16 protein-coding genes and 1 pseudogene are annotated in these 15,015 nt (G+C 65.1%); 9 read left to right on the plus strand and 8 right to left on the minus strand.

Annotated features, from left to right (window positions below):
* Positions 1-300: 300 nt before the first annotated feature.
* The 3 genes from MBA17_RS45785 (at position 301) to MBA17_RS45795 (ending at position 3,066) form a co-directional block, all read left to right on the plus strand.
* A complete protein-coding gene (locus MBA17_RS45785) occupies positions 301-1,056 on the plus strand; it encodes an ABC transporter ATP-binding protein (protein WP_238504991.1) in 756 nt (251 codons plus the stop codon).
* Between the two features lie 164 nt (positions 1,057-1,220).
* Positions 1,221-2,300 carry a DUF7224 domain-containing protein gene (locus MBA17_RS45790; protein WP_238504992.1) on the plus strand — a complete coding sequence of 360 codons (1,080 nt, stop codon included), beginning with the start codon at positions 1,221-1,223 and terminating at the stop codon, positions 2,298-2,300.
* Positions 2,301-2,370: 70 nt separating this feature from the next.
* Positions 2,371-3,066, plus strand: coding sequence for a hypothetical protein (locus tag MBA17_RS45795; protein ID WP_238504993.1), 696 nt, complete (start codon positions 2,371-2,373; stop codon positions 3,064-3,066).
* Between the two features lie 274 nt (positions 3,067-3,340).
* Here MBA17_RS45795 and MBA17_RS45800 read toward each other — a convergent pair whose 3' ends face one another.
* Together MBA17_RS45800 and MBA17_RS45805 are read right to left on the minus strand one after the other, a co-directional pair.
* The gene (locus tag MBA17_RS45800; protein ID WP_238504995.1) at positions 3,341-3,805 is read right to left on the minus strand and encodes an NUDIX hydrolase; all 465 of its coding nucleotides are present in this window, start codon (positions 3,803-3,805) and stop codon (positions 3,341-3,343) included.
* Positions 3,806-4,108: 303 nt separating this feature from the next.
* Positions 4,109-4,273, minus strand: a complete 165-nt coding sequence (locus MBA17_RS45805) for a hypothetical protein (protein ID WP_238504998.1) — start codon at positions 4,271-4,273, stop codon at positions 4,109-4,111.
* A gap of 72 nt (positions 4,274-4,345) precedes the next feature.
* Here MBA17_RS45805 and MBA17_RS45810 point away from each other — a divergent pair, with 72 nt between their 5' ends.
* Genes MBA17_RS45810 through MBA17_RS50070 form a run of 4 tightly spaced genes read left to right on the plus strand, consistent with a single transcriptional unit; the run spans position 4,346 to position 6,714 of the window.
* The gene (locus MBA17_RS45810; RefSeq protein ID WP_238504999.1) at positions 4,346-4,813 is read left to right on the plus strand and encodes a hypothetical protein; all 468 of its coding nucleotides are present in this window, start codon (positions 4,346-4,348) and stop codon (positions 4,811-4,813) included.
* Positions 4,813-5,862 (plus strand): hypothetical protein, encoded by a 1,050-nt coding sequence (locus MBA17_RS45815; RefSeq protein ID WP_238505001.1) that lies wholly within the window; start codon positions 4,813-4,815, stop codon positions 5,860-5,862. The genes MBA17_RS45810 and MBA17_RS45815 overlap by 1 nt, the downstream gene beginning before the upstream one ends.
* Before the next feature lie 8 nt (positions 5,863-5,870).
* The gene (locus MBA17_RS45820; protein ID WP_274386966.1) at positions 5,871-6,548 is read left to right on the plus strand and encodes an ISAs1 family transposase; all 678 of its coding nucleotides are present in this window, start codon (positions 5,871-5,873) and stop codon (positions 6,546-6,548) included.
* A 40-nt stretch (positions 6,549-6,588) separates the two neighbouring features.
* On the plus strand, positions 6,589-6,714 hold the full coding sequence (locus MBA17_RS50070; protein ID WP_274386964.1) for a hypothetical protein: 126 nt from the start codon (positions 6,589-6,591) through the stop codon (positions 6,712-6,714).
* A 68-nt stretch (positions 6,715-6,782) separates the two neighbouring features.
* Here the strand turns inward: MBA17_RS50070 and MBA17_RS45825 are convergent, their stop codons facing one another.
* From MBA17_RS45825 to MBA17_RS50845, 6 genes and pseudogenes are all read right to left on the minus strand, one after another.
* Positions 6,783-7,376, minus strand: a complete 594-nt coding sequence (locus MBA17_RS45825; protein WP_238505008.1) for a DUF2637 domain-containing protein — start codon at positions 7,374-7,376, stop codon at positions 6,783-6,785.
* A 20-nt stretch (positions 7,377-7,396) separates the two neighbouring features.
* Positions 7,397-9,172 (minus strand): recombinase family protein, encoded by a 1,776-nt coding sequence (locus tag MBA17_RS45830; RefSeq protein WP_238505010.1) that lies wholly within the window; start codon positions 9,170-9,172, stop codon positions 7,397-7,399.
* Positions 9,169-9,348: a hypothetical protein gene (locus MBA17_RS45835; RefSeq protein ID WP_238505012.1), complete on the minus strand. Its 180-nt coding sequence runs from the start codon at positions 9,346-9,348 to the stop codon at positions 9,169-9,171. The genes MBA17_RS45830 and MBA17_RS45835 overlap by 4 nt, the downstream gene beginning before the upstream one ends.
* Before the next feature lie 199 nt (positions 9,349-9,547).
* The gene (locus MBA17_RS45840) at positions 9,548-10,405 is read right to left on the minus strand and encodes a TRM11 family SAM-dependent methyltransferase (RefSeq protein WP_238505014.1); all 858 of its coding nucleotides are present in this window, start codon (positions 10,403-10,405) and stop codon (positions 9,548-9,550) included.
* The gene (locus tag MBA17_RS45845) at positions 10,402-11,211 is read right to left on the minus strand and encodes a DNA methyltransferase (RefSeq protein WP_238505016.1); all 810 of its coding nucleotides are present in this window, start codon (positions 11,209-11,211) and stop codon (positions 10,402-10,404) included. The genes MBA17_RS45840 and MBA17_RS45845 overlap by 4 nt, the downstream gene beginning before the upstream one ends.
* 231 nt (positions 11,212-11,442) lie before the next feature.
* Positions 11,443-11,688 (minus strand): annotated as a pseudogene (locus tag MBA17_RS50845) (IS701 family transposase); the annotation flags it as partial.
* Positions 11,689-11,971: 283 nt separating this feature from the next.
* On the opposite strand from MBA17_RS50845, the gene MBA17_RS45855 reads away from it, so the two are divergent.
* Positions 11,972-13,615, plus strand: a complete 1,644-nt coding sequence (locus MBA17_RS45855) for a TnsA endonuclease N-terminal domain-containing protein (RefSeq protein WP_238505020.1) — start codon at positions 11,972-11,974, stop codon at positions 13,613-13,615.
* Positions 13,616-14,186: 571 nt separating this feature from the next.
* The gene (locus MBA17_RS45860) at positions 14,187-14,981 is read left to right on the plus strand and encodes a hypothetical protein (RefSeq protein WP_238505022.1); all 795 of its coding nucleotides are present in this window, start codon (positions 14,187-14,189) and stop codon (positions 14,979-14,981) included.
* Positions 14,982-15,015 lie beyond the last annotated feature (34 nt).

Here is a 15,015-nt window from a genome sequence, read left to right on the forward strand (position 1 = left end):
CATCACCGCTACCGATGACCCGCAACTCCTGTGGTCGTGCGGCTGGTACCGGGTAACTCCTACCGACCGAAAAGCTAATGCATCATGCACTATGGGTGCGGGCGACAACAGGTCCCGCGGAGTCTGGGACTGCGACTGGCAAACGGACATCTGGATGGACTGGCAGCATTCCAGCTGGTCGAAAAGTAATACGTGTGACACTTACCTAAATCACGTAACCACCATTCAAGAGTAGAAGTTGTTGCCGTTCGGCTCTGCCTGCGGGTAGAGCCGAACGCTACACCGTAAGGGAATAGTCAATTGTCCAACGGATTCGCAGTCGAAGACCTGGCGCAGGGATATGGAGTCACCCCGTTCATCAATGGACTCACCTTCGACATAAGCCAAGGAATCGTTGGCCTGCTAGGGCCGAATGGCGCAGGGAAGACAACACTGCTGCGTACCGTGGCGACTGTTCTTCCCCCCAGGGGGGGTACCGTCACCGTACTTGGTCGGAAACTTGAACGCAAGAAAGATATTCTGACGGCCAGAAGAAGGCTGGGCTATCTCCCGCAAGATTTCGGATACTATCCTTCTTTCACCGTTTATGAATTTGTGCGTTATTGTGCTTGGCTGCGCAGAATTCCGCGGAGGCGAGTGCGGGAGGCGACCATGACCGCGTTGGAGTCCGTTGATCTAGCCGACAAGGCCAGGGTGCGTATGAAAGCGCTGTCCGGCGGAATGCTGCGTCGGGCGGGGATCGCCCAGGCGGTCGTGGGTGACGTCGGTCTAGTACTCCTGGACGAGCCCACGGTGGGCCTCGACCCCGAGCAACGCCTTGCCTTTCGGCAGCTGATCCGGACGCTGTCAGATCGGGCCACCATCGTGTTGAGCACGCACCTGGTCGAGGATGTCGCCGCGGTGTGTGATCGGCTGGCAATCATGTCGGATGGGCGCATCGTCTACACCGGGACACCAGCAGAATTGGCGGCCAGTTCGGCGCCGAACGCGCAAGGGGATACTGCGATCGAGAGAGGCTACATCTCGGTGTTGAGGGACGGGGCAGCAAACAGGTGATCAGGGTCTTGGGCATTGAGCTACGCAGATCTCCGATGGCCTGGCTGGCTACTCCACTACTAGCGGGTGCCCTCATAGTCCTGATCCAGGACAAAACATTCTGGCAGTTCATCTGGCCGCAAGCGAGCGTGCGAGCAGCGTCCGTAGTCACCACGGTCTTCGGGATGGCCGCCGCCGCCGCGGCAGCCTGGTCCGCCCAGCGCGACCATCAAGGCCGAATGCACGAGCTGCTCGCCGGAGCGGCCCGCCCGCGATGGCAGGCACAGGCGGTGCATCTGGCGGGCACGCTCGTCTACGTGACTCTCCCCCTGGTCGTCGTCTCGCTGGTCGTCGCCGCCATCACCTCCCCCGGCGCCCCAGCGGGCTTCCTGTGGCCGGGCTATCTCCTGCTTGCCTTGAGCGCTCTGGTCGTCTGTACGGCGCTCGGCCATACCGTGGGAAACCTGATGCGCAGCAGGCTCGCCGCTCCTCTGGCGGCCACGATCGCCTTCGTTCTGTTGTTCCTGCTGCGAGCCATGGTTCCTAGCTTCGGGCCGGCACTCGTTGAGCCAAGTCCCTCCGCCGTGCTGAGCCGGATGTTGCTAGGCGTCGCCTGCGTGGCCGCCGCTCTTCTATCAGGCCATGACTCCACAGTTCGCGGCAGGCGCCTACTCCATCACCGTGGATTGACATGGGGGCTGCCGCTGGTCGCGGGTTTGATCGTCGTGATCGCCACCGGGCCGATGCAGCAACTCCGCCCGTCCCCTCCAGATCCGGTATGCGCGCCAGTGCCCGCTGGCCCGCGGGTGTGCGTCTGGCCGGAGAACGCGGCCTACCTCGGCGCGGTGCAGACCGCTGTGGCGCGCGTGGCGCAAGTAACGACGGGAATCATTCCTCAGCCCGATCTCGTCCTCGATGCTGGGCTTGCCATACCCCACGGCAAGCGCATCATCGTTATCGAGGTGGACGGTGGCCTGACAGAGGAATCGTTCATCCAGATGATGGCCTTCACCGTCTTCGACCGCAGCCGAGATTGCGTGGCGCGAAGTCGGCAAGAGTTCCAGCCCGTGGACGCAGCGCGGAACCAACTGGTCACCTGGATAAGAGCCGCAGCCTGGCAAGGGCTTGGTGATCCTCGATACGATGCCAGCACCATGACCACCGACGACCGACGACAGGTGTCCGCCATACTTGGCAGGCCCCGTTCCGAACAGGTGGCCTGGGCCCGGGAAAGGTGGTCCGTGATTGATGGGTGCCGACGCTGATCTCGTACCTCCAAAAGACCCTCCGTTGGCTGTCCAGAAGGCGGAGCTGCACTTGCCGGGGCCTAGCGGTATGAACACCCGTCAGCGCGTTGAGGAGGATTCGGTCGCACTCGCCGATGAGACACCGAGATGGGCCGATGTGCTCGGTGTCCTCCGTGCCCGCAGCTCGGGGGTCACGGTGATCGCTCTTGTGTGCTTGTGTGTTGCGACGTCGATCTGGGGCCGTTCGGAAGTCGAACTGCCGACGATGGCTTCAGGAATGGCCGAAACGCTCCCGCTGGCCGTGCTCATTCCCCTGCCGTACGCCTGTGTCGTGTCGTTAGCGCTCAGGAGCGCCATGGCGGACTTCGATCTCGTCGCGGCGCGTTCGATGCGCCTGATCGATTTCGCGTTCCTTTCATGGACGCTGATCGCGGCGATATCTCTGTTGTCGCTCGGCGTCACCCTCGCCGATGCCACTGTCCTGCTGCCACTCGTGCTGCGGAACACCCTGTGGTGGACTGGGATCGCCTGTGTATCTGTCTGGCTGTTCGGTAGATCACTGGGTTGGGTGCTGCCCGTGACGCTGCTGGTACCGCTCTACGAGTCGGCGAGAGGCGGAGATGAGTCAGCGGTGTCGTGGGGGGTGCCCAGGTTGCCTGTGGACTCGCTGTGGTCGTGGACCGCGACGGGTTTGGCAGTGATCGCTGGGACAGTGCTTGTGCTCTACTGCGAAGGCTGGCCGCGCAGGCAATTTGCTCGGCTACGCAGGCGACCGACTGGTTGACTGTGGCGTTCCCCCGGGTGGGGTGTTCACGAGTAGGGCTGACCAGGAGGACAATAGGGGTCGAGAAGATCGCTTCCCGATGGGGCGATGATCGTTTCCCGTACTTGCCGCGCCGCCCTGCCACCGCCCGATCCTCGTCGACGGGGGAAAGACGAGTGGATAGGTGTTCATGGAGGGGCTGGCCTGGCGCGGCAGAGGCGGTGGCGCATCGCGTCTCAACTTCGCGAGTTCGACCTGAGGCGAACCGGCCACGTTTTATGCAGTACGTCGCCTGCTATGGCGCGCCTGGCAGGTCCCCGCGGCGAATACGCTGGTCGAGCTCCCAAAGCGCCGTCTTGTCGTCGTCGTAACGCAGCGACTCGTATGCGGCCTGATACGGCAGCCACTGTGTGTCTCGATGCTCCGAGGAGAGCACTATCTGGGCCTTTTCTCGGGTTACGTCACAGGCGAAGAAGTGCTTGGGCACGATATAGAGGTTGTCGGGCCAGAGCTTGCTCGCCGCAAAGCAACTCTTCTCTACTCCGCTTACCATGTCGAGCTTGAACAGCGGTCCTCCCGCGGGCAGACCGGTCTCCTCGGCGAACTCGCGACGGGCCGCGCTCTCCAGATCCTCGCCTTCCTCGACGCCGCCGGCCACGCTCTGCCAATGAGAATCATCCGCTCTCTGGAAAAGAGCGTATTCCGGCATACCTGCAGTTATCCGAAAAGGAAAAACGAGCACGGTGTAGGGCTGGCGCATATGGCGTGTCCGATCTAAGAGGCAATGTCCTTGGATGTTCCGAGCAGCGGGAGAGTGACAGCTCAGCGATTACTCCCTGACGATGGACGGTCTCTTCTCTCCCGGTCCACGGGCCGCCGGCACCTCCACCTTGCGTCGCTGGCAGCGGCTCATCCTCAACAAGCAGTTCGCGATCTTACTGGGGTCTGCCGGTGCAACACCGCTGTCGAGCCATCCGGCGGTCTGCAGTCGCGAAGGTGGAGCTGTGCTCGGCTGTGAGGGGTCAGTTGCAGATGTGTCTCTTCACGCGAGCTGCAAAGCCATCTACAGAAAACTCAGCCCCCGCTCGGCCATCACTCCTTGCAGAGCCGCAGCGATGGCCTGGACGACGGCGGCGGCCGGATGGCCGGACAGATCCGCGTGGGGCCAGTTCTCCGGGTCGTCGGCCAACTCCCGGGGAGAGCGGGAACGCCCGCGGCCTCCAACCATGACAAACGACTCCTTTCGGTAGATGTCGTCGCCCTCCGTAACGGCAGGTTGTCCTGCCGCTATGGATGGGGTGTGACTCTCGACGCGGAAACCTCGCACGCGATCACCGGCTACCGGCCGCAACAGGCCCCGCCAGAATGGGAACAGATCGCCGGGCACGTGCGCATGCTGGTCGCCGCCAGCGCCGACCGCTCCCCCTACCGAGTGCAGCGGCTGCTCACCGCGACCACCCGGCTGGCCGTGTGGTGTCACCGCTCCGGCCTGCCCGATGACCCGGAAGTGTGGCTGCGGCACGAGACGATCGACGCGTTCGTCCTGACCGGCTGCACCGACCTGGCCCCAAGCTCGGCGCAGACCTACCGGTCCTGGCTGCGGCACATGCGCGCCACGCTCGCCTGGCTGGAACGCGGCGAACAGGCGCCGCCGCCGATGAAGGCCCCAAGAAGGTCAGCCCGCCGTACTCGCCGGCCCAGTTCGGCCGCCTTCGCGGCTGGGCCGAACGCCTGCCCGGCCAGGCCAGAGGCGACGCGCTGGCGTTGATGGCGCTCGCCTGCGGCTGCGGTCTGACCTCTGGGGAAGTGGCCGCCGTCCGCACCAGGCATCTGCGCATCCTGGACTGCGGCGCGGTCGTGGTGACCGTCCCCGGCACAGACCGGTTGATCGTCTGCCGCGCAGCCTGGGAGGACATCCTGGCCTACGCCGCCGACCAGCCCGGCGACCGGTTCGTATTCCGGCCCAGGCGCACCGCCCGGCACGCCAAGAACCTGTTCAGCTCCTGGACAGCCCGCCACACCCCGACCGGCGGCCTGCCCGCCCTGTCGGTGCGCCGGCTGCGCTCCTCCTGGATCGTCGAACTGCTGAGCGCCCGCATCGACCTGGGCGTGGTGGCCGCCGCGGCCGGGATGAGCACCTCCGCGCTGGCCCGCTACCAAATTTCGTCCCCGCCTTGGACGAGCCCACCGCGGTCGCACTGCTGCGCGGCAGGCCCGGCCCACCCGGGCTGCCCATCGCCGCGCGCGGTGCTGACCTGCCTGCTGCTGTCCATCAACCACACCGGCAAGGCCACACTCGTCGAGGCCTGGCGGATCGCCGCGTTCTGCCTGACCGCCGCCGCACGCCACCGGCTCGGCCTGCCCGACATCAACCCCGAAGATATCCACCAGGTGCTCGCCTCCTCCCGCCGCTTCTACCGGGTCTTCGACCGGCTGACCACCGTGCTGGATCCAGCCCGCCACGATCGGCGCGCCCGCCTGCCCCAGCATCAGGCCGACGCGCTGGCCACCGCCTGGGAGGATGACGACCCAGCACACTCGCATAAGCGGGAACTGCTGCAGGACATCGTCACCGCGCTGGTGCTCACCCCAGTGCGCTGGGCCAAAGGCCGGGGCCACCTCCGCCACTTCCGCGGCGACGTCGGCATCGACACCACCGCCACCCCGGTCTTCGCCCGCCCACCCCACGCCCGCCGCTCCACCGGCGAACTCATCGCCTCCACCGAGATCACCGCAGGCCGGCACCACTCGGCCGGCAACGGCCCACCCGAGTACGGCTACAGCGCCACCCTCACCGTCGCCGCCCGCACCCGCTGACCGCCCGCCTGCAGGCGCAGGCCAACACCGCACCCACCTCCACCCCCCGACACCAGCGGCAACACCGACGGGCGATCGCGGTGGACGGCAAAGCACTGCGCGGCGCACGCCTGGCCCCGGGCGCCACCGTACATCTGCTCGCGGCCCTCGACCACACCTCCGGCCTGGTACTCGCCCAGACCGACGTGGACGGCAAAACCAACGAGATCACCCGATTCCAGCCCTTACTGGAGGGCATCGACCTGGACGGATGCGTCATCACCGCCGACGCCCTGCACACCCAGCGCGATCACGCCACCTTCCGGGTGGAGCAGAAGAACGCCCACTACGTGCTGATCGTGAAGAAGAACCAGCCCACCCTGCACACCCAGCTCAAGCGACTGCTGTGCAAACACGTCCCCATCGGCGATCGCCGGCGTGACCGTGGACACGGCCGCGACGAACGCCGCACCCGGAAGGTCCTCACCGTCAAAACCGGGCTGCTGTTCCCCCACACCATCCAAGCCATCCAGATCAAAACGCCAGGTCAGGAACATCAAGAGCGGCAAATGGCGGACCGTCACCGTCTACGCCATCACCAGCCTGCCCACCCTCCAGGCCGCCCCCGCCGACCTCGCAACCTGGATCCGTGGCCACCGGAGCATCGAAAACAGACTCCACCACGTCCGCGACGCCACCTACGGTGAAGACCACTCCCAAGCCCGCACCGGAAACGCACCCCGCAACATGGCCGCCCTGCGCAACCTCGCCATCGGCGCCCTGCGTCTGACCGGCGCAGCCAACCTTGCTCAGGCCATCCGCCGACTCTCCCGCGACGCCACCCGCACCCTGCCCATCCTCGGTCTCACGTGATCAACAAGCGTTCAACCGACTTTGCCGGGGCCCTGGGACCAGGCCAAGTCCAAGGACTTCCACGTCGGTTAACCAAGTTCGCCAGCCAGTCCGGCGTTCTTGATCCAGCGGCCCCATCGGGCACTTCGCTCAAACTGCGCGGCTATCGTCTTGCCCGATGGCAGAGTGCCATCCGGATGGCGATGAACCTGCGCCCACTGCCATGCTGCGCGATGAAGGTCGACGACTCCGAGGGCACGAGAACGGACGGAACCATCAACTGAGGCGAGATTCTGGATCGACTCCTCGACGTGGTGGCGTTCCGATCCTGCCAAATCCACGTTGACGGATACGGGTACCGCGACACGGCGGATCTGGGACATGAGGAGTTCGTAGCTGCCGATCAGCGCAGCCGAGGGCCAGGCGGCGATGATGCGGCCTACGATGCTGGGCTCGGCGACGGCGACGTTGGCACCGAGACTGGCAAGGCTGCCGATGATAAGTAGGCTCCAGGCCAGCAGCCCTCCCCGGGACCCGTACCGGTTGGCCAGAAGGATCGACATCGAAGCGACGACGATAGTGCCGTCCACAGCGAGCGGGATGAGCACGGCCGCCAGCTGGTCCTCACCGTGACGGAGGCACAGCTCATGCATGTGCCGAAACGAGACGACTGCGGCGATCAACGCGAGAATCGCAACCGACGCTACGGTGGTCCGCTGGATTCGACATACAGCCAAACGAGAAGGCTCCATGCATGCTCACCGCCCCTGACCAGGGAGAACGAGTCGGGTGGTCGCCGTGAACGGCATGTACGTATCGTGGGTGTCCCCCCTCGGACACACACCGCACGCACATGTGGGGGTTCCGGTTCAACCCGGGCCTCCACATACTGCTTTTCGGGGTAATACGTGAGCTTCAGGCCGAGCTTGGCGTAGAGGTCGGCCTTGTCGTCCGAGTCCGCCCCGCCGACCAGCCGCACCAGATCCCCGACCTCCTCGATCATCGACCTGATCTCCTCAACGCTGATGCGTTGCGCGGCTGGCAGGGCCGCGGCTTCTCCTTCCAAGCGGGCGCGTTCGCTTTTGGTCTCATTGATCCAGGAGGCGATCTCGATCGGGTCGCCTCCTGCGTCAAGCGCGGACCGGTACTGGTTGAGTTTCCGATCGCACTGGCCCAGGCGTTTCCGCAGGTCATGGAGTGCGGCTTCGTTGGGATCGACGACTTGCTCGGCCATGGCCGCGATCGTGCGTTCCAGCGAGTCCGGCCCGAACGCGGTCCCCAGCCAGCCGTCGACCTCGTCGAGAATCTCCGCCTCCCGCAAGTAGACGACCTTGGGATGGTCGAGGTCGTTCACGATGGCGTACTGCTCGGGGAAGCGGCACCGGTAGTACGCCTGCCGGTTGTTCCAGTTGCCCTGCATCCGGCGCTCGCAGTACCCGCAGAACAGAACCCCCCGGAAGGCATACGGACGCGGGGTCGGGTGCGGACGCTGGCTGTACTGGCCCCTGGCACGCGTGGCGAGGACCTCCTGCACGCGCTGAAACTCCTCGACGCTCACGATCACGTCATGGACGGGATGCTCCGACCAGATCCACGTGTCCTTCGTGTTCCACCGCTGCTTGGTCGTCGTCCCCAGCGCGACATTCTCGACGTCCAGCAGGACCTCGTCCTTGCGCTGCTTGTTCCAGACCTGGTGACCCGTGTAGCGCGGGTTGGTGAGAATGACCCGGACGGCGTACTTCGACCACGCCCGCTGATCGCGATGCTTGTTCCGCCCAGGATCACTGGCCGACGGCGACGCAACGCCCTGCCGCGTCAGATCCTCCGCGATGTCCAGATAGCCCCGCCCCTTGAGGAACTCCCTGAAGATCCACCGCACCACGCGCGAGGTGACCGGATCAGCCTCAAGCCGCCGCAACCTCCGCCCGTCGGCCGCCTTGCTGGGGTGCGGGTGCGGCCCGGCATCGGCGAGCACATACCCGTACGGCGGACGCCCACCCAGGAACCTGCCCTCCGTCGCCGTGATCGCCGCCATGGCGGCCCGCACCCGGATCTTGATCCGGTTCCGCTCCCCCTTCGACAACCCGCCGAAGACACCCATGATCATGTCGTGGGCCTCATTCACCGGATCGATCGGCCCGCCAACCTCGGGCACCCACAACGGCACCCCAAAGTGCTCGAACAACGGGAAGGTGAGGCTGTACTGGTTCCCGTAGAACGCCCGCTGCGGCTCCCCGATCACCACCGCGTCGAAGCCCCGCAACGGATCCTTCAACTCCTCGATCAACGCCGCCGCGTACGGCCGAAGCTGCCAGGGGATTGAGCGGGACTTATCGACGTCGAAGAACTCCGCGACGACCTCCCCGCCCCGCGAGTCGATCAGCGCCCGCGCCCGATGCAACTGCCAGGCCCTTGATGCCTCCGGGTCCTGGTTGTCCTCGGTCGACACCCGGCCATAGAAGCCGAACCTGATCGTCATTTCCCCTGCTCCTTCACGGTCTGTGGCTGCCTGACGCGGGAAGCGGCCTTGAGCAGGATCCGCAGCAACACGCCGGCCGCGCCGGGGGTGAGCCGCAACTCCTCCCCCGGCACAACCACACGCAGCCCACGACCTGCCCCGCTCACGACCAGCCCCAACTCGGAACGAGTCCCCACGCCCACCAGCGACCGGTCCGGGCCCTACGGGCCCACCCACCCCCGGCGGTCCTACATGACCGCTCACCTCGATGATCAATGTCAACCACGGTCTGGACACGACCTCCCGCCCGTCCAGCCACACGCGGTTGTCCACAGCCTGTGGACAACGAAGAGAACCATCGCTCGTACGCCGTCGTGCTACCGGGGAACGTGACCCTCAACCCTCTTCACCCCGCTTGCGCAGAATGAGAAGGTCCTCGTGGGCCCCGGCACACCCCACGAGCCCCTTCTCCTGGTTCCTCCGGGCCTCCAGCATCTGGAAGAACGACGCCCGATTCACCAACCCGCCATCACGCAACCCGCACAGCAACGCCACCAAGCGGTGCGCGAGCACCAGGCCGGCCGCCTCCGCGCTCTCGATGACCTGACCGGGAAGGTCCACAAGCCGCCCGCCGACCCGGATCGGCCGAACCGTGATCGCGACGACTCCGCCCGGCCGCAGCAGATCGCCACATCCCGCGAGGATCCGCCCGAAGCCTTCCATCAGCTCAGGCAACCTCTGGTGAGCGAGGTTGCCCTTGTCCGTGGAGTAACGATGGTTCCACTTCTGAACCGGACCACCGCCACCGTCCCGAGTCCCCGAACGGATATGCCCATGGGTCTGAGCCCCGTAAGGCGGAGAGGTCAGCACCAGCGCGGCCTTGTCCCGGAAACTCGTAAACACGGCCGCGATGTTCCGCGCGTCCCCACAGGCCACCTGGGCAATCCCCGTCGCCCCTTGAGAGCGGGCGTGCTGGATGTTGGCGGCGGTGAGTCCGGCGAAGTCCGCCTCGTACTCCATCCCCACCGCATCCCGCCCCAGGTGCATCGCCTCCACCAAGGTGGTCCCGATCCCGCACATCGGATCCACCACCAATTCACCCGGCTCGGTGAACGCGGAAATGACCTCGAAGGCGATCGACGGAAGCATCTTGCCCGGATGCCTCATCGATTCCGCCACATACCGGCCACGCCGCTGCACCCGCGACTGCAGCTGACCCGTCGCCAGCACCGACGACAGAACCTTCTCGTTCATCGGGCGCCTCCGGCAGTACGCGCGAACAGGCAGACATCCGCGTGAACCGACACCACCGGCGGCAGCTCCCCAGACTGAGCACAGCGAAGCTGCGCCAGTTCCGCCGGACCAGACTGGACAACGAGTGCGTCCCCTTCGATCGGGACGCGCAGCGCGATGACGTGCTGGACGTAGGCGAGCCCGGCACGCGCCGCGCGATGGATGATCCCCGGCGCGAGGTCCACCAGCCTGCCCCGCTCATGCCGGGCTGTAGTGATCACCGCCAAGTGACCCCCCGGCGCGAGAACGCGCCGCGCATCATCCAGAAACCGGCCGACCTGTGGCACCCCGAGCGTCGGCGGCTCCGCCCTGCACGGAGGACAAGACACCCCGGCCGAGCCGACCGCTCGCCCGGCTTCCGGATACGGCGGAAGCGCCGCGATCAGCAACTCAACCCGGCCCTCCAAACCGCACAGCGCTTCCCGGAGCTCGTGCGGCCCATGCGGGCGCAGCCTCACCGCCGCCCGCTGGTCCGCCGGAAGCTCCTGTCGCAGACGGCCGGCGAGGTGCTGCGCGACCGGGAAACGGGTAACGCACCCGATCCCCATCCGCCCCATCTCGGCCGCCGCGACGAGCACCACCTCGCTCGTCGTGAAGACGTCCGCGACGATCCCACCCGAACGCGTGCAGGCCCCGATCAGATGCCGCGCAAGCTCCCGCCCCACGGCCTGGCGATGCCGCCCGCACACCACCTCGGCAGCGGGACGATCCTTGACGTTGGCCCCTACGGGCGTGATGTCGGAACACAACCACACCGAGAGCGGCAACAACCGCCTCTCAGCACCCCGCGAGCCCTTCGGCCGCGGCCCTTCGCTCTTGCTCAATCGACGGTGACCCGAGACGGCCACCCGCTCCCATGCACTGAAACACCAGCTGATCACAGCAGGTTGGAATCTCCCCTTGTAGTCCTTCCTTCAGCCTCGGTCCTACCCTCCTTCTGCGCGACCCGCCGCTTGGTGTGGAGTCGTCTGCGGACCACCGTCCCGGGCCATGTGCTCGCCGTCGACGTCCCCTTTCGCGGTCGTGAACAGCCGTTGCATGCCATCGGGTGCCCTCTCCCCGGCGTATTCGGCCAGCGACCGGCCGGTCTTGCGTTCCAGCCCGGACGGTAGCCCCTGGAGACAGGCGTGGGCGCCGGCGAGTAACCGTACCTCCCGTCGCCGGAACCGGCCCTTCACCTGGGCGAACGCGTCATCCAATCCGGCCTGCAGACGAGGCGCGTCGAGGTGTTCTGCTCTGGCCAACGCGGCCAACGCATGATCTTCAGTTCCATCACACCTGAATGATCACAGCGGTGGCCGTCTGCGCGTCACTCGAGTAGGCGTATGCCCCGGCATGCGTACCCATGCGGGGCCATGGACAGGAATGAACCGGTAGAGCGGGTAGATCTACCCCACATCCCGATCTACGACTGGAGTACTGGTCGGACGACCAGCTCGTGGGTGCCGCGACTCACATTGGTCTTCGTCACTTGCTGATGAGGCGCTGATCAACAAAGCTCTATGGGACGACGGGATGGAGCGCGCATTGTCTGACCTGACTGACGACAGCTCAGCCACAAGACCGGTCACGGTCACACCAACACGGCGGCACGGAGCCCGGTGGGAACGGCAGGAGATCAATGACCTCCTCATCGAGCTAAGAGCGGGGATACCTCTTGAGGAAATCGCACACCGGCACGAGCGCACGACTGGTGGCATCCAGTCACGCCTGTCCGCGTTGATTCCTCCTACAGAGGGTGTGGACGCCGCCGATGCCTACAACTGGCATCGAACACATCTCGATCGCATCCTGAGCATCTGGCAGACCATCACCGGTACCCGCTTAAACGCCGACTGGCACGCGAGGTTTCATGCCCGACCAGAGATCGCTGACTTGTTACGTTATCCGGACGACAAGCTTGAGCGGGCGGGCCAGGCATTGCTGGAAAACCTCGGCCGCTTGCCGTTGACGCAATGGACAGTGGAATGCTCCTGGCCAGGACTGGGCCTGCTCGACCTGAGCTGGGATGCGCTCCAAGGCGCCGATGAGGACACCCTTATCCAAGTCCGCGAGCTGCCGGCAGCGGCGATCAGTGGTGTCATAGACTGGCGTCGTCGTGATGTCCTCGCGCGCAGGCTCGGCTTGTACGACTATCAACCACAGTCGTTGGAAACCGTCGGGGCAGCGCTCGGGGTGAGCGCAACGCGAGCACGTCAACTCCAAGAAAAGGCCATGCTGCGCCTCCATGCCGAACACCGGCTGCCGTGGGCAATCGACCACGTCCGTGGCGCCATCAAACAGGTGCTGAAGCAGGCCGCCAACGCCGCAATCGGTACTTCCGAGTGCTTGCTCAATCTATCTGAGGCCGCGCTGCCGAACACGAATCCACGCCTGGCCGTGCGGTTCATGGCCATACTCACCAAGTACGGCCAGATAGAAAGCAGACATCTCGCGGCGGAGGTTACCAGCATCCTCGCCCGCCGACGTGAAGAAGAAGTGCAGCAAATCCGGCAGGAAAGTGTAGTAGGGCGGGCTACTGCCCGCTGCGCCGAGATTCTCGACGCGGTTGCGTGGGCGCCCGAATTGGGCGCTCCTCCAGACTTTTACCAGGTACGAGCGCAACGTGCAGTCAACGAACGGGAACACAGCGGCCTGTGGCACGCTCCTAAGCTGGGCCGGGAAGTGGCCTACGAGTCGATTCTAGAACTTCGGGTGATCAAGCTCTTCGATCTCGCCCACCAGATCGCCTGGTACTGTGAGCAACCTGTGGCTATTCCCTATCGATTCAATGGTAAGGAACGCACCTACTATCCGGACCTCCTCGCCGTGACGAATGACCAGCGGTGCTTCCTGATCGAGGTCAAACCGCGATTTGAGATGGCCACGTCGATCAACCGCGTTAAGTTCAACGCAATGCGCCAATACTGCGCCGAGCGCGGATGGGGCCACGTCGTGACCGACGGCGTTCGCCATATGCGGCAGTTGGAGAGCCGGATAGTAGATCCGACGACCATGAAGCGACTGACCAGCGCCCTGATAGAACGAGATCTATATTGGCCGGATATCCTGCGCTTGCGTAAGAACGGGCCGCTGACGAACAGCGACATCGCCGCTGCCGTCATTCAACAGGGCTGGGACTTCCAACTCGGCCCGTACTACTTGTCGATGGGCCCCTCTCGGGTGCTGTGATGCACCATGGAACTGAACTACTGGTAGTACTCCAGTCGTAGATCGGGATGTGGGGTAGATCTACCCGCTCTACCGGTTCATTCCTGTCCATGGCCCCGCATGGGTACGCATGCCGGGGCATACGCCTACTCGAGTGACGCGCAGACGGCCACCGCTGTGATCATTCAGGTGTGATGGAACTGAAGATCATGCGTTGGCCGCGTTGGCCAGAGCAGAACACCTCGACGCGCCTCGTCTGCAGGCCGGATTGGATGACGCGTTCGCCCAGGTGAAGGGTCGGTTCCGGCGACGGGAGGTACGTTTGCGCGCCCGCGCCTGTCTGGAGTACTAGGAAAACTTTGACGGGCCGCTCGGTGGTGCGCTTATCCGCAGGTCAGCCATCTGTTGGCGAGCTTGGCGTGATCTTTTAGCGCGCCTTCGGGGGATGTCTCTCGCTACTGGTCAGGCGCTCGATGGAGCGTCTGCGGCAAATCTCTGGTGTCTGCATTTCATCCTTTGCCATCCCAAGTTCTTCCCATTCGGTGGTCGAGACCTGGATCGACCACACCAGCACGACCCACGGGGAGACTCCATGGCCCTCAGCCTGCAGGACAACGCAACCTCGAAGAGCTTCAACGACAACGCCCTAAGCGCGGCGGACAGGACGTTCCAGCTCCTGATCACCGGGCCGAGTCCGCTCTCGGTAGACGGCCGTCTCATCGGTCACGGAGCGCCGATGCGTTCGATCGATCTCGGTGAGTTGAAGGCTTTGCTACTCGCACCGCATGCCGACGACGAGCTGAAGGATGCCGTCTGGGCGCACCTCGTGCGACGTTCTCGGTGCGACGGTCCAGCGTGGGTGATCGGGTGTGTGGGGGTGGCGATGCCGGGGCTGAAGAATTTGGCCTCGCGGACCACCCAGGGCTGCCCGGTGCACGTGGTCGACGACGTCGTCTCGGAGATGGTGACGAGCTTCGTCGCGCAGCTCGGCCGGATCGATCTCGACCGGCCGAACATCCTGCCCCGGCTGTTGATGTGGGCGAGGAAAGGGGCGCTTCGGGCGAGAGCGCGTGAGATCGCTTCCGTCGAGTTGTGCGGCGAGACGCCGGAACAGGTGGCTGTGGTTCCGCAACAGGTGATCGCGGAGCCGTTCCTGGTGCTCGCCGAGGCTGTCCGGTGTCGGGTCGTCACCTGCGATGAGGCGAAGCTGATCAATGCGACGCGCCTGGAAGGCCAGGCATTGCGGGCGTACGCGGAGCGGTCGGGAGTCCCGGCGGATCGGCTGTACAAGCGGCGGCGGGTGGCCGAAGCGCGATTGGCGCGAGCGATCGAGGAGGGTCAAGTCTCGGTCAGCTGCGACGGGCTGGGCTCCAATTTCGGGAGCTGAGTCGGTGGTTCATGCATATCAGCCGTGATCACGG

This window comes from Dolomitihabitans soli (genome assembly GCF_022213955.1).
GTDB lineage: Bacteria > Actinomycetota > Actinomycetes > Streptosporangiales > Streptosporangiaceae > Streptosporangium_A > Streptosporangium_A soli.